This is a genomic window from Acinetobacter junii, from assembly GCF_018336855.1.
Taxonomy (GTDB): domain Bacteria; phylum Pseudomonadota; class Gammaproteobacteria; order Pseudomonadales; family Moraxellaceae; genus Acinetobacter; species Acinetobacter junii.
Genome location: NZ_CP059558.1, coordinates 3,338,797 through 3,362,629 on the forward strand (window position 1 = coordinate 3,338,797; position 23,833 = coordinate 3,362,629).

17 protein-coding genes, 2 tRNA genes and 3 rRNA genes are annotated in these 23,833 nt (G+C 41.3%); 10 read left to right on the forward strand and 12 right to left on the reverse strand.

Going from position 1 to position 23,833, the window contains the following annotated elements; genetic code table 11:
• The first annotated feature begins 6 nt into the window (after positions 1–6).
• Positions 7–798 (forward strand): ABC transporter ATP-binding protein, encoded by a 792-nt coding sequence (locus H2677_RS15470; RefSeq protein WP_212638880.1) that lies wholly within the window; start codon positions 7–9, stop codon positions 796–798.
• A 222-nt stretch (positions 799–1,020) separates the two neighbouring features.
• Complete coding sequence (locus H2677_RS15475) at positions 1,021–1,632, forward strand: TetR/AcrR family transcriptional regulator (RefSeq protein ID WP_004956922.1); 612 nt, start codon at positions 1,021–1,023, stop codon at positions 1,630–1,632.
• Between the two features lie 45 nt (positions 1,633–1,677).
• On the opposite strand, the gene H2677_RS15480 is transcribed toward H2677_RS15475, so the two are convergent.
• Both H2677_RS15480 and H2677_RS15485 read right to left on the reverse strand, forming a co-directional pair.
• Positions 1,678–2,244 carry a 5'-methylthioadenosine/S-adenosylhomocysteine nucleosidase family protein gene (locus H2677_RS15480; protein ID WP_212638881.1) on the reverse strand — a complete coding sequence of 189 codons (567 nt, stop codon included), beginning with the start codon at positions 2,242–2,244 and terminating at the stop codon, positions 1,678–1,680.
• A 67-nt stretch (positions 2,245–2,311) separates the two neighbouring features.
• Positions 2,312–3,445, reverse strand: coding sequence for a TDT family transporter (locus H2677_RS15485; protein ID WP_212638882.1), 1,134 nt, complete (start codon positions 3,443–3,445; stop codon positions 2,312–2,314).
• A gap of 207 nt (positions 3,446–3,652) precedes the next feature.
• On the opposite strand from H2677_RS15485, the gene ribF reads away from it, so the two are divergent.
• The 5 genes from ribF to H2677_RS15510 all read left to right on the forward strand — a co-directional run bounded on the left by ribF (position 3,653) and on the right by H2677_RS15510 (position 9,209).
• Positions 3,653–4,654 carry a riboflavin biosynthesis protein RibF gene (ribF, locus tag H2677_RS15490; RefSeq protein WP_212638883.1) on the forward strand — a complete coding sequence of 334 codons (1,002 nt, stop codon included), beginning with the start codon at positions 3,653–3,655 and terminating at the stop codon, positions 4,652–4,654.
• 63 nt (positions 4,655–4,717) lie between these two features.
• Positions 4,718–7,555 carry an isoleucine--tRNA ligase gene (ileS, locus tag H2677_RS15495; RefSeq protein ID WP_212638884.1) on the forward strand — a complete coding sequence of 946 codons (2,838 nt, stop codon included), beginning with the start codon at positions 4,718–4,720 and terminating at the stop codon, positions 7,553–7,555.
• Positions 7,548–8,087 carry a signal peptidase II gene (lspA, locus tag H2677_RS15500; RefSeq protein ID WP_004907358.1) on the forward strand — a complete coding sequence of 180 codons (540 nt, stop codon included), beginning with the start codon at positions 7,548–7,550 and terminating at the stop codon, positions 8,085–8,087. Before ileS ends, lspA begins: the two co-directional genes overlap by 8 nt.
• A complete protein-coding gene (locus H2677_RS15505) occupies positions 8,080–8,562 on the forward strand; it encodes an FKBP-type peptidyl-prolyl cis-trans isomerase (RefSeq protein WP_004907359.1) in 483 nt (160 codons plus the stop codon). The genes lspA and H2677_RS15505 overlap by 8 nt, the downstream gene beginning before the upstream one ends.
• A gap of 104 nt (positions 8,563–8,666) precedes the next feature.
• Positions 8,667–9,209, forward strand: coding sequence for an NADPH-dependent FMN reductase (locus tag H2677_RS15510; RefSeq protein WP_212638885.1), 543 nt, complete (start codon positions 8,667–8,669; stop codon positions 9,207–9,209).
• A gap of 370 nt (positions 9,210–9,579) precedes the next feature.
• On the opposite strand, the gene rrf is transcribed toward H2677_RS15510, so the two are convergent.
• The 9 genes from rrf to H2677_RS15555 form a co-directional block, all read right to left on the reverse strand.
• Positions 9,580–9,694: ribosomal RNA gene (gene rrf, locus H2677_RS15515) — 5S ribosomal RNA — on the reverse strand.
• A 175-nt stretch (positions 9,695–9,869) separates the two neighbouring features.
• A 23S ribosomal RNA gene (locus H2677_RS15520) occupies positions 9,870–12,760 on the reverse strand.
• Between the two features lie 381 nt (positions 12,761–13,141).
• A tRNA-Ala gene (locus tag H2677_RS15525) sits at positions 13,142–13,217 on the reverse strand.
• Positions 13,218–13,287: 70 nt separating this feature from the next.
• Positions 13,288–13,364, reverse strand: a tRNA-Ile gene (locus H2677_RS15530).
• Between the two features lie 59 nt (positions 13,365–13,423).
• A 16S ribosomal RNA gene (locus H2677_RS15535) occupies positions 13,424–14,961 on the reverse strand.
• The 16S, 23S and 5S rRNA genes sit together here with 2 tRNA genes alongside, the layout of an rRNA operon.
• A gap of 426 nt (positions 14,962–15,387) precedes the next feature.
• Positions 15,388–15,936, reverse strand: coding sequence for a peptidylprolyl isomerase (locus tag H2677_RS15540; RefSeq protein ID WP_125299720.1), 549 nt, complete (start codon positions 15,934–15,936; stop codon positions 15,388–15,390).
• A gap of 130 nt (positions 15,937–16,066) precedes the next feature.
• Positions 16,067–17,137: an alpha/beta hydrolase gene (locus H2677_RS15545; protein WP_004949932.1), complete on the reverse strand. Its 1,071-nt coding sequence runs from the start codon at positions 17,135–17,137 to the stop codon at positions 16,067–16,069.
• A gap of 357 nt (positions 17,138–17,494) precedes the next feature.
• Positions 17,495–17,731 (reverse strand): hypothetical protein, encoded by a 237-nt coding sequence (locus H2677_RS15550; RefSeq protein ID WP_004914451.1) that lies wholly within the window; start codon positions 17,729–17,731, stop codon positions 17,495–17,497.
• A 388-nt stretch (positions 17,732–18,119) separates the two neighbouring features.
• Positions 18,120–18,974, reverse strand: a complete 855-nt coding sequence (locus H2677_RS15555; protein WP_212638886.1) for an MBL fold metallo-hydrolase — start codon at positions 18,972–18,974, stop codon at positions 18,120–18,122.
• A gap of 108 nt (positions 18,975–19,082) precedes the next feature.
• Between H2677_RS15555 and H2677_RS15560 the strand changes: the two genes are divergently transcribed.
• The 3 genes from H2677_RS15560 (at position 19,083) to dnaK (ending at position 22,812) form a co-directional block, all read left to right on the forward strand.
• A complete protein-coding gene (locus H2677_RS15560) occupies positions 19,083–19,976 on the forward strand; it encodes a LysR family transcriptional regulator (RefSeq protein ID WP_004949938.1) in 894 nt (297 codons plus the stop codon).
• 159 nt (positions 19,977–20,135) lie between these two features.
• On the forward strand, positions 20,136–20,681 hold the full coding sequence (gene grpE / locus H2677_RS15565) for a nucleotide exchange factor GrpE (RefSeq protein ID WP_005158808.1): 546 nt from the start codon (positions 20,136–20,138) through the stop codon (positions 20,679–20,681).
• Between the two features lie 187 nt (positions 20,682–20,868).
• The gene (dnaK, locus tag H2677_RS15570; RefSeq protein WP_004949942.1) at positions 20,869–22,812 is read left to right on the forward strand and encodes a molecular chaperone DnaK; all 1,944 of its coding nucleotides are present in this window, start codon (positions 20,869–20,871) and stop codon (positions 22,810–22,812) included.
• 45 nt (positions 22,813–22,857) lie between these two features.
• Here dnaK and H2677_RS15575 read toward each other — a convergent pair whose 3' ends face one another.
• Complete coding sequence (locus H2677_RS15575; protein WP_212638887.1) at positions 22,858–23,742, reverse strand: MBL fold metallo-hydrolase; 885 nt, start codon at positions 23,740–23,742, stop codon at positions 22,858–22,860.
• Between the last annotated feature and the right edge of the window lie 91 nt (positions 23,743–23,833).

Here is a 23,833-nt window from a genome sequence, read left to right on the forward strand (position 1 = left end):
CAATTTATGACGAATCTCAACCTAAAATTCTTAAGTGAATCTCGTACCCAAGAATCACTATCCAAGGATCACAATACCACTGGGGCTGCTATTCAAATTGAGCAACTCTATAAATTTTATGGTGATGTCAAAGTATTAGAAGATCTAGATTTAGATATTCAAGCAGGTGAATTTGTTGCAATTGTTGGACGTAGTGGTTGTGGTAAAAGCACCTTGTTACGTTTAATCGCCCAACTGGAAAAACCAAGTTATGGCGAAATCAAATATCAATCTGCACGCCATTTTAGAGAAGGGATTACCAATGCTGATATTAGGGTCATGTTTCAAGATCCACGTCTACTACCATGGAAAAGTGTATTGAAAAACACGCAACTTGGATTAGCCAAAGAAAAATATAAATCTACCGAGCAATTGCTGGAAAAAGTGGGCTTAAAAGATAAAGCCGAACATTGGCCCACTCAACTTTCAGGGGGACAACGTCAACGTGTTGCTTTAGCACGTGCTCTATCGCATGCGCCTCGCATTCTACTACTGGACGAGCCTTTAGGTGCATTAGATGCGCTCACACGATTAGAGATGCAAAATCTCATCGAACAACTTTGGAATGAACAAGGTTTTACCGCTATTTTAGTGACCCATGATGTTAGTGAGGCCGTTCAACTGGCAGATCGTATTATCTTGCTCGATCAAGGTCACATTAAACAGAGTTTCAACGTTGATTTAGCTCGTCCACGCGTTAAGAATATTGCCTTCACACGCCTAGAACAGCAGGTTTTAGAGGCTGTTTTAGCCACTTGAGCTATATGTTTTACGACTAAGAAAAATGACTGACCGTTCTGTTTTTGTCTACAAAATAAGCGGCAGAAGATACCCAAAATGGTCAGTTTTTACCGTTAATCAACAGAACGTTACCGTTAATCTAAGAACTGAACGATTTTTGCTAAAAAAAATGTGTTCTTGTGCACAGATATATGAATTTATCTTACAATGTCAAGGACATTTTTTGAATCAAGCTCGCAGATGGAACAGAAAAAAAGTACACAAAAGCGCAATCAACTGCTGAATGCTGCCCTAGATGTTTTTTCCGTCTATGGGTTCAGCGGCGCAAGTTTGGATGAGATTGCACAACTTGCAAATATGCATAAATCGAATATTTTCTATTACTATGAAAATAAAGAATCGCTTTATGTTGAGGTGCTGACAACTGTATTACAGAAATGGCTTGCACCTTTGCAAATTTTAGAAGCAGAACTTGAGCCTACTCAAGCACTTACTGACTATCTCATTCAAAAACTCGAAAGCTCACGCGACCAACCTAAAGCATCTCGTTTGTTTGCTTTAGAAATCATCCAAGGTGCTCCACATATATTGCCGATCTTAAAAGGACCTTTGAAAAAGTTGTTTAAACGCAAAACCAAAGTGATCCAAACTTGGCAAGAACAAGGGAAAATCTCAAAAGAAATCGATGCGGAACTGTTGATTATTAACATTTGGGCAATTACGCAGAATTATGCGGATTTTGCTACACAAATGGAGATGGTGACAGGCAAAACGTTACGCAATCGCAGCATGTACCAACGCACGATTGAACATACAGTGCATATGATGCTTTATGGTGTGATCCCTCGCTAAATTAGCCCATTAAAAAAAGCCCATCTCGATCGATGGGCTTTTTTATTAGAAGTGAGCTTGATACAAAGCGAGCAGTTTTTGTGCCCCTACCAATAGGTTTTCTTCCCAGTCTAAATGAGCAGTATCATCTGCCCCATCCGTAATATATTTTACTGAAATCAACCGCACACCAAGTTTTTGGCATACCTTTGCCAGAGCATAACCTTCCATATCTACTAAATTGCAATGAACCTTTGGAACCTCAGTTTCAAATGAATCACCTGTACCACAAATCCCTTTAGGTAAATATTCAAAATAGGCTGGTGTATGAATCTCAGCAGGTAAATGTTCATCCATAGGCGTGACCCCGACCGCAAAGCCCAAAGGTGATACATCCATATCGCGCTGCACGAAGGTCGTCACCTCAACTAAACTATGCGCATTAAAATGAGAGCTCCCAGCACTACCCAAGTTGATCAAGGTTTTACATCCCGTTTTTTGGATTACCTCAAATGCCTTGAATGCTGCATTAATTTTACCGATACCACTATAGTGAACTTCAATTCCAGCTTGCTCAAATAGACCTTTTGATTCATTTGGCAGTGCCATCATCAAAGCAACATCAGCATTCATAACCACATTCTCTATTCAGATTAAAGCCAACACACATAAAAAGGTGTGCTCTTGCACACCGATTATCTTATTGCATCTTTTGCTGTAAGGCGACCAAACAAGGCGAGAAAAATAGTTGACCACTATATGCTCCAACCACTGTTTTTTTCATCACTAAAGCCCATAACACGAGCAAAACAATACTCAAAGCTACAGCAATATAGGTTAAGAAATTGAACTGTAACTGATGCGCCAAATTAAAGATTGCTAAAATAAATACACCAAATGGGAAAGTCAGCCCCCACCAACCAAGGTTAAAAGGAATCCCTGTACGCGCGTGACGTACAGTCGTTAAAACAGCGATGCCAAACCACCACAAGCCAAAACCCAACAAGATCAAACCACCAATGACACCTAAGGCTGGAACTATTGTCGCCAATTCTTCTAATCCAACAGCATTCAAAATACGTGGAGCTTGCTGACCGAGTAACAACAAAGCCAATGCCCCTGTTCCAATCGGTCCTAAACATAACCAGCTAGAAATCGCGACTTCTTTTTCAGGCAACTGATGCAAAGCCAGACGTAACATCAAAATGGTTAAGATTGCAAAAGCAGGCAATACAGAAATCCCCCACAATACATACCCCGTGATCAAGATCGCTAAAGCATGCTGATCCGCGGCCAAATGCTGTAATAGTAACCCTGCAGAACTCGCAGCCACCTCACACGCCACGATTGGCAACAACCAAACCGCAGTCATGCGTTGCAATTGATGGTCCTGACAGCTAAACATACAAAATGGCACCACCCAGGCAATCAACACCGCAAGAAATACATCGAGATACCAAAGATAAGTCGCTATCTGAATCGCAATATCGCCATATAAATGCACTCCAAAGCTCAAGAAACCATTCGCAATCGTCGCTAGTCCCATCGGTATCGCACCTAAAAACAAGCTCATGTTTGGGTGGTTAAGAATCTGTTTTGCTTCAATCGGAAACAGAAGCCAACGCAAGCCATAAAGAATACTGAAAGTGATAAATAGCAAGATATTGAACTGCCATAATTTAGTCGCAAGCATAAACAAGACAGATGAAGCAAAAGGCAGCTGTGCTAAAATCATTGCTACCACACCTGTTCCCATCGTGGCGGTAAACCAGTTTGGGGTAAAATGGCGAATCACATCTCTGCTTTGTTCTAGCTGATAAAATGGCTTTTTCATCTCTTTCTCGATCTATAGCGACGATTAAGCTATCTTAAGCGATCCAATTAATAAGAAAAATTGATTTATTTTTATTTAATGAATCAATAAAAATGATATATTGCGTTTAAATATTGAAATTTCCTTGCGTAAAAACACAACAACAAGACGAATCGCTGAGAATATGGCAATATATAGCCTTTGCAAAATTCACTGAATTTAACGCCCATGAAGTTGCTTCGTCTCAACGCATTATCGCCAGATTTTCAGTTACCTCCGAGCGCGGTAACGATTGGCAATTTTGATGGTGTCCATCTGGGTCACCAAGCGATGATTGCTCAACTCAAAAGATTGGCTGATGCCAAAGGCTTAAAAACATTAGTGATGATTTTTGAGCCACAACCGCTTGAATTTTTTAAAGGTTATGACGCACCACCACGTATTAGCTCGCTCAGAGAAAAAGTAGAATATTTAACTGAGTTAGGGGTGGATTATATTGCTGTCGCCAAGTTTGATCAGTATTTTAGAAGTCTTAATGCAACCCAATTTGCTGAGCTACTCAAATTAAAACTCAATGCTCAATGCTTAGTATTAGGTGATGACTTTCATTTTGGTAAAGACCGCCAAGGTAATAGCGAATTCCTACGCGATTATGGATTTGACGTCACTAATTTAAATACAGTGGCTTTAAATGGTGAACGTGTGAGTTCAACTCGTATTCGTCAAGTTTTACAAGCAGGTGATCTTGCTTTAGCTGCTAAATTATTGGGTCGTCCATACAGCATTACAGGTCGTGTGCAATATGGCGATCAGATTGGACGTACCCTTGATTTTCCAACGATTAATGTCCGTTTAAATCGCCACAAACCGTGTTTAAGTGGTATTTATGCGGTAGACGTGGTATGTGAGAATGCTTCTCTCACAGCAAAAATTCAACATACAGATGCTGGGTTGAATGGAATTGCTGGTTATCAAGCTGATAGTTTGTTTGGTGCAGGTCATGTCGGGACACGTCCAGCTATTCAACAAGATCATCCAGAATGGCGATTAGAAGTACATTTCCCTGATGTTTCTGCTAATCTGTATGGCCTATTGATGCGGGTAACTTTTCTTCACTATTTACATGGCGAACTGAATTACCCTTCGCTTGAAGCACTCAAAGCTGGGATTGATGATGATGTGCAAAAACTACGAGACTATCGTAAGCGCACACCAGAATTTCCTTTTTAAATTTTAAATTTCATTTTTGTAGAACATGTCAGTTTAGACTGATAAAACTGGAAGAAAACTTGCATGAGCGATAAGCAAACTCCTGAAAATGCAGTGGATTATAAAGCCACACTCAATTTGCCTGATACTGAATTTGCGATGAAAGCAAATTTGGCTGTGCGTGAAGCCAAATGGTTAGAAGAGTGGTATGCCGACAACATTTATCAGCAGATTCGCGCATCGCGTATTGGCAAGAAAAAATATGTACTTCATGACGGCCCTCCATATGCCAATGGTCAAATCCACTTAGGTCATGCAGTCAATAAAGTTTTAAAAGACATCATCATCAAAAGCCGCGTGATGGATGGCTTTGATGCACCCTATGTTCCTGGTTGGGACTGTCACGGATTACCGATTGAGCTTAAAGTAGAAGAGAAAGTGGGTAAGGTTGGTGTCAAGGTCGACGCATCTACCTTCCGCAAAGCATGCCGTGAATATGCTTACACACAAGTCGAGTTACAGAAAAAAGACTTCGTGCGTATGGGTGTGTTTGGTGACTGGGATAATCCATACCTCACCATGAACTTCAAACAAGAAGCTGACATCGTACGTTCTTTGGGTGCGATTGCTAAAGCGGGTCATATTGAACCAGGTTTGAAGCCTGTGAACTGGTGTTTGGACTGTGGTTCTGCACTTGCAGAAGCAGAAGTTGAATACGAAGACAAAAAATCTGATGCAATTGATGTCGGTTTCACCGTCATTGATCTTAAAGATTTAAGCACACGTCTAAGTATTGATGTTCAAGATGTGACTGATATTGTCATTTGGACAACTACACCGTGGACTTTACCTGCCAACCAAGCTGTTGCAGTACATGCCGACATTGACTACCAACTTGTACAAGTAAGCACTGAACGAGGCTCACAAAACTTCATTCTTGCCAAAGATTTAGTTGAATCAGCAATCGAACGTTACAAGCTCGAAAATCCAGTTGTATTGGCTGATTTTAAAGGCGCTGTCATCGAGAAGCTATTATTACAGCATCCTTTAATTACTGATCGTCAAGTCCCAGTAATTGTTGGTGAGCACGTAATTGCGACGAGCGGTACAGGTGCCGTACATACTGCTCCTGGACACGGTGTGGACGACTATAAAGTCGGTCTGCAATACAATCTAAAAGTCGATAATCCAGTCGGTGGTAATGGCGTATATTTACCAACTGCACCGATTTTTGCGGGTGAGCACATCTACAAAGCCAATCCAAAAATTATCGAAGCTTTGGGTGCTGTAGGTCGTTTATGGGCACATCAGCCAATTAAACATAGCTATCCACATTGCTGGCGTCATAAAACACCGATTATCTTCCGTGCAACACCACAATGGTTTATCAGCATGGATGCCAAAGGTTTACGTCAAACTGCTTTAAATGCGATTGAAAATGACATCGAATTTGTTCCAGATTGGGGTAAAAATCGTATTCAATCGATGATCGAAGGTCGTCCTGACTGGTGTATCTCACGTCAACGTACTTGGGGCGTACCAATCCCATTCTTTGTACATAAAGATACTAATGCATTACACCCTCGTACACCTGAACTCATTGAAGAAGTTGCTAAACTGATCGAACAAGAAGGTATTGATGGTTGGTATAACCGCGATGCTAGCGACTTCATTGGCGCTGATGCTGAACAGTACAATGCCGTACGCGATACACTTGACGTTTGGTTTGACTCAGGTACTACACATTATGCAGTGTTGCGTGAACGTGAAGAGTTACAAGACCCTGCGGATCTGTATCTTGAAGGTTCTGACCAACATCGTGGCTGGTTCCAATCGTCATTGTTAACTTCAATTGCGATTAATGAACGTGCACCGTATAAAGGTCTACTCACTCACGGATTCGTCGTGGATGAGAAAGGTCGTAAAATGTCTAAGTCATTAGGCAACATCATCACCCCACAAGACATCATCAAAGATATGGGTGCAGATGGTTTACGTTTCTGGATTGCTTCGGCTGACTATCGCTATGAAATGACCGCAGGTAAAGAAATCTTTAGCCGTGCGTCTGATGGTTATCGTCGTATCCGCAACACTTTACGTTTCTTGTTGGCAAACTTAAATGGTTTCAAACCATCAACAGATGCTTTACCTGTAAACGAATTGATCGCATTAGACCAATACATCTTGCAACGTGCTGCTGAAGTACAAAAAACCATTCAGCAAGCCTATGAAGAGATGAACTTCCACATTGTAACTAACGCATTGACCAATTTCTGTATCAATGACTTAGGTGGTTTCTATCTCGACATCATCAAAGATCGTCAGTACACCACCAAAGCGGATTCACAAGCTCGTCGTTCAGCACAAACTGCGCTGTATCATTTAGTACAAGCTTTTGTGCGCTGGATGTCACCAATCCTGAGCTTTACTGCTCAAGAAGCTTGGCCATTGATCCCAGAGCAAACTGAGAAATATGTATTTACTGCTGAATGGTATGACATCCCAACGGCATCAACAGCAAATTTGCTTTCAGAAGCAGATTGGCAAACATTGATTAGCGTAAAATCAGCAGTAAATAAACAGATTGAAGCAGCACGTAACGCTAAACTCGTTGGTAGTAACTTATCTGCAAAAGTTGAACTTTGGGCAGATGAAGCATTACAAACATTATTAAATCAGTTGGCTGATGAATTACGTTTCGTCTTGATCACGTCTCAAGTCATCGTTTACCCGTATGCTGAACAAGGTGAAAGCACTGACTTAACAGGATTACGTGTCAAAGTTTCTGCGGCTGATGGTGAAAAATGTGTACGTTGCTGGCATGTATTGCCAGACGTGAATACCCACGTTGGTCATGCTGGTTTATGCGCTCGTTGTATCGTCAATGTCACTGGTAGTGGCGAAGTGAGAAAGTATGCCTAATACACAAGCAAAAAAAGGCTTGTTCCAGTTTTATCCTCATAATCTCATGTGGCTTGGACTTTCAGTCCTTGCCATTGTGTTAGATCAATGGACAAAATGGATTGCAAGTACACACTTAAACTATGCCGATCCTGTTCCTGTATTACCTTTCTTGAATTGGACATTACTGCATAACTATGGTGCTGCATTCAGTTTTCTTTCTGATGCTGGTGGCTGGCAACGTTACTTTTTTACTTCTTTAGCAGGCTTTGTCTCGATTATCTTTATTTTTTGGTTAATGAAAATGCCAAAAAAGATGATCATCCTTCCGATGGCAATTGCATTAATTCTCGGTGGTGCTATAGGCAACCTCATAGACCGCGTCTCATTGGGTTATGTCGTTGACTTTATTCATGTCTATTATCAAGACAGTCACTTCCCTGCTTTTAATATTGCAGATAGTGCGATTACCTTAGGAACAATCCTGCTACTTATTGATACTTTCTTCCTTGAAAAGAAACGTATCCAAAATGCGGAAACAAAAAATGTCTGAAATTATCCAACCAAACGAAGAAATTCGGATTGAAGATGGTTCAAAAGTTGATTTACATTTTTCAGTATCGATCGAAAATGGTGTTGAAATTGATAATACCCGTGGTCGTGAAGAGCCTGTTAGTCTAGTCATTGGTGATGGCAACCTACTCCCAGGATTTGAAAAGGCATTATTTGGTTTACGTGCAGGCGACCGTCGTACTGTACATTTACCGCCTGAAGATGCTTTTGGTCCATGGAATCCTGAAAATATTCAAACTTTTGATACCGTGAAGTTTGAACAACGTCCTATCATCGGGCATATGATTGAATTTGAAGATAAAGCTAAAGCAACCTTGTTTGGCATCGTAAAATCAGTCAATGATGACATCACAGAGATTGACTTTAATCATCCACTTGCTGGTAAAAACATTACCTTTGAAGTTGAAATCTTTAAAGTGACCCCAGCAGGTCAGCAAGGCATCAAATTGATGTAACACAAAAGCTCTCAAATGAGAGCTTTTTTTAACGCTAAAGAATTGTATAAGATCATAGAAACATTCATTTTTAAATCAAAGCAATAACACATAGGAATTTAAATATGCTCATTTATATTATTGTCGGCAGTGTTCGTGAAAGTCGAACTGCAATTAAAGTTGCAAACTGGGTACAACAAGCAATCTCTGAGCTCACGTTAAATAATCTTCAAACAGAAATCGTCGATCTTAAAGAGTGGGATTTACCGTTATTTGCAGGTGCTCACCCACCCGCAACAGGTATCTATGATCAGCCTAAACAGCAAGCTTGGGCAGATAAAATTGCTCAAGCACAAGGATTCATATTTATTAGCCCTGAATATAACCATGGCTATAGTCCAGCACTGAAAAATGCCTTGGATTATATTGGTAAAGAATGGCAAGGCAAACCTGCAGCTTTTATCGGCTATGGTTCAACCAATGGTTCACGTTCAATTAGCCAAATTCGTCAAGTAACCTCAAGCTTAGGTCTAGTTGATCCAAACGCCGTCATTGAAATTCGAGACATTTTTAAACGCAATAAAGACGAAAAATTTGAAGCCAATGAATTTGAAGTGAAAGGATTAGCAGCACTAGTTGCCAAATTACAGAAATATAATATCACTTAGTTGTACGTCTAAGCGTACATTGATCAGGTAGATTTACGTCTATTCCATTGTCGACTTGACCGCTAATATAAGATGCATAAAGAGACAGGAAGTCTCATCGAAAATAACAAGATACGCAGGAAGCGGTCGTTGATAAGGAATATAAACGACAAGAAACTGAATACTAAGAAGCCCCGTCAGGATGATGGGGCTTCTTTTTATCTATTCTTTCTCTAGCAATTGCTGAATTCCTTTTTATAATTATGAATTTAAATCAATCATAAATTGAAGTAGGGATAAAACAATTGAGATTTTGTAGATTGCTTTTAAATTTTCTTTTTTGCAATAAAAAACACCCCTAACCGTTAGGTTAGGGGTGTTTAGATTTAAAAGCTGGCGATGACTTACTCTCACATGGCAAACGCCACACTACCATCAGCGCGAAGAGGTTTCACTTCTGAGTTCGGGAAGGGATCAGGTGGTTCACTCTTGCTATTGTCGCCAGCAAACTGTTGTGGTGTTTTCGGGTCTTATTCACATTAATTAATAATGTTTGCCTTACTTACGATCCAAAGAGTTATTAACGGATTAGATTATTGGGTCTGTATTGTAACTAGTTTGTACACTAAATCAAGTTGTGTATTGAATTTATCTTGAATACAACAACTGTTTGGGTGTTGTATAGTCAAGCCTCACGAGCAATTAGTATTGGTCAGCTTCACACGTCACCGTGCTTCCACACCCAACCTATCAACGTCCTAGTCTCGAACGGCTCTTTAGAGGAATAAATTCCTAGGGAAATCTTATCTTGAGGTAGGCTTCCCGCTTAGATGCTTTCAGCGGTTATCCCTTCCGAACATAGCTACCCGGCGATGCCACTGGCGTGACAACCGGTACACCAGAGGTTCGTCCACTCTGGTCCTCTCGTACTAGGAGCAGATCCTCTCAAATTTCCAGCGCCCACGGTAGATAGGGACCGAACTGTCTCACGACGTTCTAAACCCAGCTCGCGTACCTCTTTAAATGGCGAACAGCCATACCCTTGGGACCTGCTTCAGCCCCAGGATGAGATGAGCCGACATCGAGGTGCCAAACACCGCCGTCGATATGAACTCTTGGGCGGTATCAGCCTGTTATCCCCAGAGTACCTTTTATCCGTTGAGCGATGGCCCTTCCATACAGAACCACCGGATCACTAAGACCTACTTTTCGTACCTGCTCGACTTGTGGGTCTCGCAGTTAAGCGCGCTTTTGCCTTTATACTCTACGCGTGATTTCCGACCACGCTGAGCGCACCTTCGTACTCCTCCGTTACTCTTTAGGAGGAGACCGCCCCAGTCAAACTACCCACCAGACATGGTCCTCGTCCCGGATTACGGGACAGAGTTAGAACCTCAACATTACCAGGGGTGGTATTTCAAGGACGGCTCCATTGGAACTAGCGTTCCAACTTCAAAGCCTCCCACCTATCCTACACAAGTAAGGTCAAAGTTCAATGTCAAGCTGCAGTAAAGGTTCACGGGGTCTTTCCGTCTAGCCGCGGGTACACTGCATCTTCACAGCGATTTCGATTTCACTGAGCCTCTGCTGGAGACAGCGCCGCCATCATTATGCCATTCGTGCAGGTCGGAACTTACCCGACAAGGAATTTCGCTACCTTAGGACCGTTATAGTTACGGCCGCCGTTTACTGGGGCTTCGATCAAGAGCTTCGCTTACGCTAACCCCATCAATTAACCTTCCAGCACCGGGCAGGCATCACACCCTATACGTCCACTTTCGTGTTTGCAGAGTGCTATGTTTTTAATAAACAGTTGCAGCGGCCTGGTTTCTGCGGCTGCCAACCGCTCAGGGAGCAAGTCCCATCACCGTCAGCAGCGTACCTTCTCCCGAAGTTACGGTACCATTTTGCCTAGTTCCTTCAGCAGAGTTCTCTCAAGCGCTTTGGTCTACTCGACCTGACCACCTGTGTCGGTTTCGGGTACGATTCCTGTGTAACTGAAGCTTAGAGACTTTTCCTGGAAGCATGGTATCAGCCACTTCACTGTACAAGTACAGCTTGCTATCGACTCTCAGCATAGAGCACCCCGGATTTGCCTAAGATGCATGCCTACGGTCTTCCACCTGGACAACCAACGCCAGGCTGACTTAACCTTCTCCGTCCTCTCATCGCATTACACAGAAGTATTGGAATATTAACCAATTTCCCATCGACTACGCCTCTCGGCCTCGCCTTAGGGGTCGACTCACCCAGCCCCGATTAACGTTGGACTGGAACCCTTGGTCTTTCAGCGAACGGGTTTTTCACCCGTTTTGTCGTTACTCACGTCAGCATTCGCACTTCTGATACCTCCAGCATACTTCTCAATACACCTTCATCGGCTTACAGAACGCTCCCCTACCACTTGACTAATGTCAAATCCGCAGCTTCGGCACATAGTTTTAGCCCCGTTACATCTTCCGCGCAGGCCGACTCGACTAGTGAGCTATTACGCTTTCTTTAAAGGGTGGCTGCTTCTAAGCCAACCTCCTAGCTGTCTATGCCTTCCCACATCGTTTCCCACTTAACTATGATTTTGGGGCCTTAGCTGGCGGTCTGGATTGTTTTCCTCTTGACTACGGACGTTAGCACCCGCAGTCTGTCTCCCGGATAGTACTCATTGGTATTCGGAGTTTGCATCGGTTTGGTAAGTCGGGATGACCCCCTAGCCGAAACAGTGCTCTACCCCCGAAGATGAGTTCCGAGGCGCTACCTAAATAGCTTTCGGGGAGAACCAGCTATCACCAGGCTTGATTAGCCTTTCACCCCTATCCACAAGTCATCCCCTGGCTTTTCAACGACAGTGGGTTCGGTCCTCCAGTTAGTGTTACCCAACCTTCAACCTGCTCATGGATAGATCGCCTGGTTTCGGGTCTATACCCAGCAACTAAACGCCCTATTAAGACTCGATTTCTCTACGGCTCCCCTATTCGGTTAACCTCGCTACTGAATATAAGTCGCTGACCCATTATACAAAAGGTACGCAGTCACCGAACAAGTCGGCTCCCACTGCTTGTATGCATGCGGTTTCAGGATCTATTTCACTCCCCTCACAGGGGTTCTTTTCGCCTTTCCCTCACGGTACTGGTTCACTATCGGTCAGTCAGGAGTATTTAGCCTTGGAGGATGGTCCCCCATATTCAGACAAGGTTTCACGTGCCTCGCCCTACTCGTCATCATTATGTGTGCCCTTTCGTGTACGGGAATATCACCCTCTACGTTCGCACTTCCCAGAGCGTTCCACTAAAACACACATAACTTAATGGGCTGCTCCCCGTTCGCTCGCCGCTACTAAGGGAATCTCAATTGATTTCTTTTCCTAAGGGTACTGAGATGTTTCACTTCCCCTCGTTCGCTTCATAAACCTATGTATTCAGTTTATGATACCCGCCTTATAGCGGGTGGGTTCCCCCATTCAGAAATCTCCGGATCAAAGGATATTTGCCGCCTCCCCGGAGCTTTTCGCAGGCTATCACGTCTTTCATCGCCTCTGACTGCCAAGGCATCCACCACATGCACTTAATTACTTGACTATACAACCCCAAACAGTCGTTAACACATACAAGTGAGTGTTATCGTTGCAAACTTAATTGCTACTGGTTTGTTGTCTGTGAATTTAATCACCATACAGCTTCAATCTAAATTCATATACCAAAACGCTTGATTCAGTGTTTTTGCTAGTTCTCAATATGTTTAAATCAATCGAATTACTTCGATCAACTTAAATTCTTGAGTGAACAATTTATTTCAGACTCAATTTTTCTAAGCTGTTAATGATTAACTACCACCTCGTCGGTGCGTAGTAAACTGTGATAAATCACAGAGATTAATAAACCAAGATCAATTACTTAATCTTTTTATTCATTAAACTCTATAATCTATTTAGCTCAGAATTAAATATTTCATTTAATTCATGGTGGAGACTAGGAGAGTCGAACTCCTGACCTCCTGCGTGCAAAGCAGGCGCTCTACCAACTAAGCTAAGTCCCCAGCTTTAATCATAATGAACGACATATCTTTTCATCTAGCAGCTTGTGATTATTCATCACTTCGTCAGTAGTGGTGGGTCTGACAAGACTTGAACTTGTGACCCCACGCTTATCAAGCGTGTGCTCTAACCAACTGAGCTACAGACCCTCAGATACATCTTCGAAGAACAACTTGTTGTGGATTCTTACCGGTCACCAATCTTTCGTTAAGGAGGTGATCCAGCCGCAGGTTCCCCTACGGCTACCTTGTTACGACTTCACCCCAGTCATCGGCCACACCGTGGTAAGCGTCCTCCTTGCGGTTAGACTACCTACTTCTGGTGCAACAAACTCCCATGGTGTGACGGGCGGTGTGTACAAGGCCCGGGAACGTATTCACCGCGGCATTCTGATCCGCGATTACTAGCGATTCCGACTTCATGGAGTCGAGTTGCAGACTCCAATCCGGACTACGATCGGCTTTTTGAGATTAGCATCACATCGCTGTGTAGCAACCCTTTGTACCGACCATTGTAGCACGTGTGTAGCCCTGGCCGTAAGGGCCATGATGACTTGACGTCGTCCCCGCCTTCCTCCAGTTTGTCACTGGCAGTATCCTTAAAGTTCCCATCCGAAATGCTGGCAAGTAAGGAAAAGGGTTGCGCTCGTTGCGGGACTTAACCCAACATCTCACGACACGAGCTGACGACAGCCATGCAGCACCTGTATCTAGATTCCCGAAGGCACCAATCCATCTCTGGAAAGTTTCTAGTATGTCAAGGCCAGGTAAGGTTCTTCGCGTTGCATCGAATTAAACCACATGCTCCACCGCTTGTGCGGGCCCCCGTCAATTCATTTGAGTTTTAGTCTTGCGACCGTACTCCCCAGGCGGTCTACTTATCGCGTTAGCTGCGCCACTAAAGCCTCAAAGGCCCCAACGGCTAGTAGACATCGTTTACGGCATGGACTACCAGGGTATCTAATCCTGTTTGCTCCCCATGCTTTCGTACCTCAGCGTCAGTATTAGGCCAGATGGCTGCCTTCGCCATCGGTATTCCTCCAGATCTCTACGCATTTCACCGCTACACCTGGAATTCTACCATCCTCTCCCATACTCTAGCTTCCCAGTATCGAATGCAATTCCCAAGTTAAGCTCGGGGATTTCACATCCGACTTAAAAAGCCGCCTACGCACGCTTTACGCCCAGTAAATCCGATTAACGCTCGCACCCTCTGTATTACCGCGGCTGCTGGCACAGAGTTAGCCGGTGCTTATTCTGCGAGTAACGTCCACTATCCAAGAGTATTAGTCTCAGTAGCCTCCTCCTCGCTTAAAGTGCTTTACAACCATAAGGCCTTCTTCACACACGCGGCATGGCTGGATCAGGGTTCCCCCCATTGTCCAATATTCCCCACTGCTGCCTCCCGTAGGAGTCTGGGCCGTGTCTCAGTCCCAGTGTGGCGGATCATCCTCTCAGACCCGCTACAGATCGTCGCCTTGGTAGGCCTTTACCCCCACCAACTAGCTAATCCGACTTAGGCTCATCTATTAGCGCAAGGTCCGAAGATCCCCTGCTTTCTCCCGTAGGACGTATGCGGTATTAGCATTCCTTTCGGAATGTTGTCCCCCACTAATAGGCAGATTCCTAAGCATTACTCACCCGTCCGCCGCTAAGATAAGGTGCAAGCACCTCATCTCCGCTCGACTTGCATGTGTTAAGCCTGCCGCCAGCGTTCAATCTGAGCCATGATCAAACTCTTCAGTTAAAATCATTTTGCACCTTAGTTAAGACAAGGTGCTAATTCTGGCTCATCAATTTTCTGACTAAAAATTCGCTCAAATAAACTTCGAGAAATTTCTACCATTCAATCAATGAAAATTATTTCGATCGATCAACCAGTAAAAATCCACACAAGTTGTTCTTCTATTCTCTTAATGATCTTTTTTCACCTCGTCAGTGAAAAATTCAACACAATAAAGTTAATCAACTTAACCGTTTAAAGCTAAGTTATTTGCTTCATTGCGTCGGGATGTGTGCATTATAGGAGGTTTTTTTTGGTGCGCAAGTGTTTTTAGAAAAAGATTGTGACGAGTGTTGTTTTTTTACCCACAACACCCATAAAAATACAGCAAAAATCACATTAAAATATTGAATTTAAACAAATAAATTAAATTTTCTCTTAATTTATTCGTTATTTCTTTATTTGCACACTGATAATTTTAATCGGTTGCTTTGGTACATTTTGATGCATTCCATAATTACCTGTAGGCACATTTACGATTTTATCAACAACATTCATTCCTTTGGTGACTTTACCAAATACGGCATAACCTGCATCCATAGCTGAACGATTCAAGAAGCTATTATCAGCAACATTAATAAAAAATTGACTCGTGGCAGAATTAGGATCACTCGTGCGTGCCATTGCTAAAGTTCCACGTGCATTTTTGAGACCATTATTTGCCTCATTAATAATTGGAGCTTTAGTTGCCTTCTCAATCATATTGGCATCCATCCCCCCACCTTGAATCATAAATCCTGGGATGACTCGATGAAAAATGGTTCCAGCATAAAAGTTACTTTTTACATAATTCTCAAAATTTTTTGCTGATACGGGTGCTTTATCATTAAAAAGTTCAATTTCAATATTCCCCATTGAGGTTTTCATATCAATAATTGTATTTGCAAATAGCTGACTACTTGCTAAAACCAAACTGGTTGCGAGGAATAGTTTTTTCATGATTACTGTTCTCAATTTAAAGTCTATTTAGAATGGGTACCGATTTTAGTTTTCTATCTATAATTTTGCTATTTCTAATTGTTAATTAAAGGATGCCGATGTTCCACGTGAAACATCGGCATTTTTTGAATCAGCTATGTTTATCCCAAAATTTTCTAAAGTTCTTGGCTATTTCGATTGTATTGCGCTTAGCCTTACTAGAAATAGGTGTCAAATTGATAAATCCATGTGTTTGATCTGGATAATCTACATATTGAACTTTAACTCCGCTTTGTCTCAATTTATGGCTGTAAATTTCTCCTTCATCATGAAGCAAGTCATGCCCAGCTGTAATAACATACGCAGGTGCTAGCTTTCTCAAATTACCATAGGTTGGAGAGATCAGTGGATTATCCAAAGCGATGTTGTGTTGAGTCGCATAATACTGAGTAACATAATCAACATCCTTACTCGTCAATACCAACCCTTCACCATATGCATAAAATGATGGATGTCTACTTTTGAAGTCTACAACTGGATATATAAGTAATTGAGCTTGTGGAGCATAAGATTTACCAGCTGTGTGTTGTGCAACGACTGTACTGATATTTCCGCCGGCACTATCACCAGCAACAGCAATTCTATTTTTATAAATCTTTAATTGTCGGCGATTCTGATAGACCCATGCTAATGCATCTTCACATGATTTGATTAATAGTTGCGGAGAAGCTTCAGGTGCAAGTGGATAATCGATACTTAATACCTGTACTTTGGCATATTTGGCGATGAGTCGACACACCTCATCATGAGTATCCAATCCACCAACCACAAAACCACCACCATGATAGAACAAGATCATAGGTAATTTTTTATTGGGTGCAGGATGATAATGTCTAGCGAAGACTGTTCCACTTTGTAAAGGTAATCGAATGTCTTCTACCGATTCAATCTGTGTCGCTTTGTTTAGGATCGCCAACATTTGTGCATCAAACTGGCGGCGTGATTCAATTGGATCTTCCCCGATAAACCCTATACGTCCTTGTTTAATTTGCACCGCCATTAAGCACTTGGTAAAGGCGTCTAAGTCAGGATATTGATAGGGATAACCTAAAACTTTTGCGAGAGATTCTTGAACTATTTTGGGAAGTTTATCTAATGCACGTGCAGCTGGACCTTGTCCTTTATCTAAAATCGTTTGAATTTTCTGAGGTAATGCTGTCACGTTTGTCCCCTTTATCGCGCTGTTCATAATTCTTGTTCTTTCCGACTATATGCTTTTATAAAGCCAGAGATCAAGATCAAGATTTCAAAAATATGATGTACGCTAAAGAGCTAAGCTTAAAAAGTCATTAACTATTCTGCTTAATCCAAACTAATTATTTTGCCAATCAAAGTCAAAAATTGCTTCATGAGCGTCATTAAAGGATGAGAATTTTTTCTATTCACTCTCATCCTCTGGATCAAGATCCATTTGTTCTTAACGAGTAAATTGATGCAATGTATAGCAGTACATTTTGATCAATTGGATTGGGCATCTATCGCACCAATTAATCGTATCTTTTACTCAAGAACGAAGAGATTATTGTGCAGAAGCATCTGCTGAGCCTGAAACAGAACCAGAAACACCTGCTGAAGCACCACCAGGTTGAACATCAACAGATGAACCCGCTTGTACACCTACACCACCTTGTACGCCTGAAGGGCTAACGCTAGTTTGTGCTGAACCAGAAGCATCAAGACCACCTTGTGTTGAACAACCTACAGCTGTGAATGCAACACCTGATACAACCATAGAGATTAGGGCTAACTTTTTCATTGTGTATTTCCTTTCATTATGACAAAAAGCAAAGTTGTCTTTGCGTTGCCTATGATTCACAATTTTTTCGATGAACGTGGTGAGGATTGGTTGCAGTTTGTTGTTTAAGCCGTATTGTTTTGCAATTTTTATTAAATCAGTTTAGATGAGCATTCACTTAATTTTGCAATTCTTTGAATTAGATTAAATATTTATAATTTATTGTCTTTCTGCAATACGATTCGGATCAGATCATACAAATATAGTCTTATCTTCAATTTTTATCATTTATACAAAGTGCTATTAACACTGCTAAAAACTTACAATTAAAAAGTTTGAGTTAACAATAGATGTATTAAAAATAAAAAACCGTGAAAATTAATCACGGTTTTCTTCGTTTACAGCGAATTTAAGGCCACTGCATCTCACCTTTAACCACTTTAGCACCTAATTCCAGACTGCTTGATTCGCTTAAAGTTGGATATTCTTTTTGCATCATTTGAATTAAATCAGTCGATGTTTTCGTAACTTTTGCTGCTTTCTCATATTGCTTCAAATAATCGATAGAAAAGTTAACTGCATCCAATCCTTCTGCTGCACTCGCTTTCATATGTGCAGGAACGACTACATTCGGTTTTAATGATTTGATACTTTCTAATGCCTGTACCACTTCGTTACGATCTTTTGTTGTAGGAGTATCCGCCATCCATAAATGAATCCCAGAAGAGACTGGAATACCGGCTACAACTGCTTTAGCACTTGGAATCCACAAATAAGTCAGCTCATTTTTTCCCTTAATCTCGATATTTTCATTTTCAAATTTTAAGGTCTTAGCCGTATACGTTTGCGGAACAATAATTTGACTCGGTGCATTGGCTCCCATTTTGGGTCCCCAATAAGCAACTTTTAAAGCCTGAGTATCTTGAATATGTTTTACCGTTTCAGGAGTTGCAATGATTTGCACATTTGGGAAATATTGTTTAAATACATCTAAGCCAAAATAGAAGTCAGGATCACCGTAACTGACAAAAATTGTTTTTAAAGTTTTACCACTGTCTAAAATATCTGCCACAATACGTAAAGCTTCCGATTTAGAAAATTGCGCATTGACCAGTAAGACTTCTTTGTCACCTTCGATTAATGTTGAAGTCACGCCAAAATGTTCAGGCTTTGCTAGGAAGTTCTGAATTTTTAAATCCTGTGCAAAGCTTGTTGATGTTGCCGCTAATGCAGTAAGTGCAAATGTGAATGATTTGATATTCATTAATATGTCTCCTATCTGATAAGAAACACTTTAAGTTGCAATTATTGCCAAATAAACACCCTAAATTAAGATAAAATATTGCATAAATTGCAACAATAAGAATTCTATATGGATACTTTAAAAGCCATTCAAGTTTTTGTATGTATTGCTCAACAAGGCAATTTGAGTAAAGCAGCAGAACATTTAGACTATTCGAAAGCGATGGTGTCACGCTATCTTGAACACTTGGAACAAACCTTTTCTACTCGTCTATTTCAGCGTAATACACGTAAAGTTTCTCTTACCCCTGCGGGTGAAAAAGCCTTGGTCTATTGTGAGAATATTTTACAGCAGCAACAGTTGCTTGAAGGTTTGGCTGCACCTGAACAACATAGTGGTACGATCCGTTTTACTTGTGGTTTGTTTTTGTTTCAACTAGGGGTAAATGAATGCATTAAGCAATTTAAAAAATTATATCCACACATTCATTTTGATGTGTATTTAACTGAAAATACGGTTGATTTGATGGATGCTCAGGTTGATCTTGCACTCAGAATTACACAAAAAGTTGCTGATGGTTTAATTGCTCGGCCTGTTTGTGATATTGAATCTATCTTTTGTGCGCATCCACATTATTTACAAGATCACACTCCCCTTTCACACCCAAGCCAACTGATTCAGCATGAATGTATAGCCCACCATACGCATAATCAGTATTGGACTTTGTTTGATACAGATCAACAACCTCAGAATTATCCATTAAATGTTACGTTTAAAAGTAATGATGTGATTGCGCTGTATCAAATGTGTCTCAAAGCAGAAGGCATTGCCATGTTACCAACGCTATTGGTGCGTCAGGATATTGCGCAACAACGTTTGCAACAGGTATTTACAGATTTTTCTGCACCTGACCTAACCTTGTCGTTAGTCTATGCATCAAGGCAACATTTACCGAAAATCACACAAGAATTTATTGCTTTTGTCATCGAAAACTTAAATTTTTACTTAAATCAGCAAAATTAAAAGATTTAAATCAACCTGAACGCTTGAATTTTGTCGCCTTGCCCATACTTCATCCCTATCTATGAATGACCAAGATGTGGCAGTTCGGGTTTAACCCTATGAGCATTCACGCCAAAAGGACTGTACATGTTTAAGAACTTTTTTCAACGGAGATCATCAATGGCTAATGAGCAAAATGAGCAAGCTCAAGACATTCAAAATGAGCAACAAACTGAACAAACTCAAGCTGAAGGTGTAGAGCAAGCAAACGAGCTTAGCGTTGAAGATTTACAAGCGCAAATCACCAAACTCGAAGAAAGCTTGAAACTTGAAAAAGCCCGTACCGCAAATGCCGTGTACGAAGCACAAAAGAGTGTTGAACGTATCCAGCGTGAATCTGAAAAACACAAAGATACCGTTCTTGAGAAATTTGCTAAAGAGTTGTTGGATTCAGTCGACAATCTTGAACGTGCGATTCAAGCCGCTGGTGATGAACAAACACCTTTGCTTGAAGGTGTAAAACTCACTTTGAAATCGCTACTGACTACACTTGAAAAATTTGGTGTGGTTGAAGCAGATACACAAAATGGTTTCAACGCAGACCTTCATCAAGCGGTCGGTATCGATCCAAACGCTCAAGCGAACCAAATCGGCACCGTATTGCAAAAAGGTTATACCTTAAATGGTCGCCTACTCCGCCCAGCAATGGTGATGGTTGGTCAATAAATTGACGTTGAGCATTTAAAATTTTGCTCAAAACACAATAATTCGAGAGTTTTTTGATTTTTTTTCATAAAAATGCTTGAAAAAAACCGATTGACTCTCATATCGAATAACAAGCAAATCCCCTTTTAAATTCCATTTATTAAATAGGAAATCAGGGGGTTCACAAAATTTTAGAGGAACATCCCAAATGGCAAAAATTATTGGTATTGACTTAGGTACTACCAACTCATGTGTTGCTGTACTTGAAGGCGATAAAGTAAAAGTAATCGAAAACGCTGAAGGCGCACGTACAACTCCATCAATCATCGCTTATAAAGATGGTGAAATCTTAGTTGGTCAAAGCGCTAAACGTCAGGCTGTAACAAACCCGAAAAACACATTATTCGCAATCAAGCGTTTAATCGGTCGTCGTTATGAAGATCAAGCGGTACAAAAAGACATCGGTCTTGTACCTTACAAAATCATCAAAGCAGACAATGGTGATGCTTGGGTTGAAGTAAACGATAAAAAATTAGCGCCTCAACAGATCTCTGCTGAAATCTTGAAAAAGATGAAGAAAACTGCAGAAGACTATTTAGGTGAAACAGTTACTGAAGCAGTGATTACAGTTCCTGCTTACTTTAACGATGCTCAACGTCAAGCAACTAAAGATGCGGGTAAAATTGCAGGTCTTGATGTTAAACGTATCATTAACGAACCAACTGCTGCGGCACTTGCGTTCGGTATGGACAAAAAAGAAGGCGACCGTAAAGTTGCAGTTTACGACTTAGGTGGTGGTACATTCGACGTATCAATCATTGAAATCGCAGACCTTGATGGCGACCAACAAATCGAAGTGTTATCAACAAATGGTGATACTTTCCTTGGTGGTGAAGACTTTGATAACGCGTTAATTGAATTCTTGGTTGAAGAATTTAAGAAAGAACAAAGTGTGAACTTGAAAAATGATCCACTTGCGTTACAACGTTTGAAAGAAGCTGCTGAAAAAGCAAAAATCGAGCTTTCTTCATCAAATGCAACTGAAATCAACCTTCCATACATCACCGCTGATGCAACTGGTCCTAAACACTTAGTGATCAATGTAACGCGTGCAAAACTTGAAGGTTTAGTTGCTGATTTAGTTGCTCGTACAATCGAGCCTTGCAAAATCGCGCTTAAAGATGCTGGTCTTTCGACTTCAGACATCTCTGACGTAATTTTAGTTGGTGGTCAGTCTCGTATGCCACTTGTACAACAAAAGGTACAAGAATTCTTTGGTAAAGAGCCACGTAAAGACGTCAACCCTGATGAAGCGGTTGCAATCGGTGCTGCGATTCAAGGTGCAGTATTGTCTGGTGACAAAACTGACGTTCTTTTATTAGACGTAACACCATTAACTTTAGGTATCGAAACAATGGGCGGTGTATTAACACCAATCATTGAGAAGAACACCACGATTCCTGCGAAGAAATCACAAGTGTTCTCTACTGCTGCTGACAACCAGCCTGCTGTAGATATTTCTGTTTACCAAGGTGAACGTAAAATGGCTCAACAAAACAAATTGTTGGGTAACTTCCAATTAGGCGATATCCCACCTGCTCCACGTGGCGTACCGCAAATTGAAGTATCATTCGACATCAACGCTGACGGTATCTTAAAAGTATCGGCTAAAGATAAGAGCACTGGTAAAGAGCAATCAATCCAGATTAAAGCGAACTCAGGTTTGTCTGATGCTGAAATCGAAGCAATGATTAAAGATGCTGAAGCGAATGCTGAAGAAGACCGCAAATTTGAAGAGTTAGCGAAAGCTCGTAACGAAGCAGATGCTTTAGTATCTAGCTCAAACAAAGCAGTTAAAGATCTAGGTGACAAAGTGACTGAAGATGAAAAAACTGCAATCGCTACTGCGGTTTCTGAGCTTGAAGCAGCAACTAAAGAAAATGATGTTGAAGACATCAAAGCGAAAACTGAAGCTTTACAAAACATCTTGATGCCAATCACTCAACGTGCTTATGAACAAGCACAAGGTGCTGGCGGCGCAGAAGGTTTTGATCCAAATGCATTCCAAGGTGGCGATGCGGGTCAACAACAAAAAGCGGACGATGGCGTTGTAGATGCTGAGTTCACAGAAGTTAAAGATGACAAAAAATAATTTGTCTCTTTAAAAAGACCGCGCGAAAGCGCGGTTTTTTTTATTTTAAGATTCATTATTTTGATCGAAATATAGTTCACTCAAAATTGGCATAAATAATGGTTCAACTCCAAAAGCTTTTATTTCTTCTAAAAATTTAGGGATATTCACACCAGGTAATAATTTTGGTGGTTGATCAATAGGCGTGAGCATCGTATCCCAATGACATGGAATAATGTATTTAGGTTTCAGCAAGCGCACGACATCTTTGACATAGTTCGGCCGATATTTGCGTCCAATCGCACATAAACAGACAATATCTGCTTGCCTCCCTTGTAATTCTTGTTCAATAAAATCAGCTGAATCAATGTGTACAACGCGAAGATGCCCCGTATTAATCCACCAATTAAACACTTGACCATGCCGTAGGTGATGAAATTTCGGTGGATAAGGTGGCGGTGTAGTCATATCCCCTGGTAATGGCACCCGACCAAACAATGCTTTGCCATGAATCGATGGCAGCCCAACAACTTGCCATTGCCCACATTCAATAATTTCTCGACCTTTGGTTTCCAGCATTTGTGCTTCAGACAAACCTGCCGATCTCCCATACATCAAAGTAGCCTTCGAACCAATTAGGCGTGCACCTGTTTGTTTACATACCTCTGGTGCATCCAAGATATGATCGTAATGCGCATGTCCAATTAACACATCATCGGCATTTGGAATATGTTTTTTGACTAAAGTTGGGTCACTGAGCAAAGGTTGCGTGAATGTTTGCCAAAAATTCGGACGACTAATAAAAGGATCCAAAACTATAGTTCGATGTTGATCTGAAAGAATAAATCCTGCTGTTCCCAAGTATTGAATCTTTAAATTTTGGAAACTACTTTTTGCTGGTGAACTCGCATTCCACTGGTGATCAGGTACTTTTAATAAATAGTTGCGCATCTGCATTCCTTGATTATTTTTATCATTCCAAGTATTGCGTTATTAAAGCAAAAGCCTAAACACAATGATATATTTTCTTAATCCACTCTTT

Bases quoted from the DNA above. Each gene is read 5' to 3' on its own strand.
- H2677_RS15470 (WP_212638880.1), top strand. From the start codon at position 7: ATGACGAATCTCAACCTAAAATTCTTAAGTGAATCTCGTACCCAAGAA.
- H2677_RS15475 (WP_004956922.1), top strand. From the start codon at position 1,021: ATGGAACAGAAAAAAAGTACACAAAAGCGCAATCAACTGCTGAATGCT.
- H2677_RS15480 (WP_212638881.1), bottom strand. From the start codon at position 2,244: ATGAATGCTGATGTTGCTTTGATGATGGCACTGCCAAATGAATCAAAA.
- H2677_RS15485 (WP_212638882.1), bottom strand. From the start codon at position 3,445: ATGAAAAAGCCATTTTATCAGCTAGAACAAAGCAGAGATGTGATTCGC.
- ribF (WP_212638883.1), top strand. From the start codon at position 3,653: ATGAAGTTGCTTCGTCTCAACGCATTATCGCCAGATTTTCAGTTACCT.
- ileS (WP_212638884.1), top strand. From the start codon at position 4,718: ATGAGCGATAAGCAAACTCCTGAAAATGCAGTGGATTATAAAGCCACA.
- lspA (WP_004907358.1), top strand. From the start codon at position 7,548: ATGCCTAATACACAAGCAAAAAAAGGCTTGTTCCAGTTTTATCCTCAT.
- H2677_RS15505 (WP_004907359.1), top strand. From the start codon at position 8,080: ATGTCTGAAATTATCCAACCAAACGAAGAAATTCGGATTGAAGATGGT.
- H2677_RS15510 (WP_212638885.1), top strand. From the start codon at position 8,667: ATGCTCATTTATATTATTGTCGGCAGTGTTCGTGAAAGTCGAACTGCA.
- H2677_RS15540 (WP_125299720.1), bottom strand. From the start codon at position 15,936: ATGAAAAAACTATTCCTCGCAACCAGTTTGGTTTTAGCAAGTAGTCAG.
- H2677_RS15550 (WP_004914451.1), bottom strand. From the start codon at position 17,731: ATGAAAAAGTTAGCCCTAATCTCTATGGTTGTATCAGGTGTTGCATTC.
- H2677_RS15555 (WP_212638886.1), bottom strand. From the start codon at position 18,974: ATGAATATCAAATCATTCACATTTGCACTTACTGCATTAGCGGCAACA.
- H2677_RS15560 (WP_004949938.1), top strand. From the start codon at position 19,083: ATGGATACTTTAAAAGCCATTCAAGTTTTTGTATGTATTGCTCAACAA.
- grpE (WP_005158808.1), top strand. From the start codon at position 20,136: ATGGCTAATGAGCAAAATGAGCAAGCTCAAGACATTCAAAATGAGCAA.
- dnaK (WP_004949942.1), top strand. From the start codon at position 20,869: ATGGCAAAAATTATTGGTATTGACTTAGGTACTACCAACTCATGTGTT.
- H2677_RS15575 (WP_212638887.1), bottom strand. From the start codon at position 23,742: ATGCGCAACTATTTATTAAAAGTACCTGATCACCAGTGGAATGCGAGT.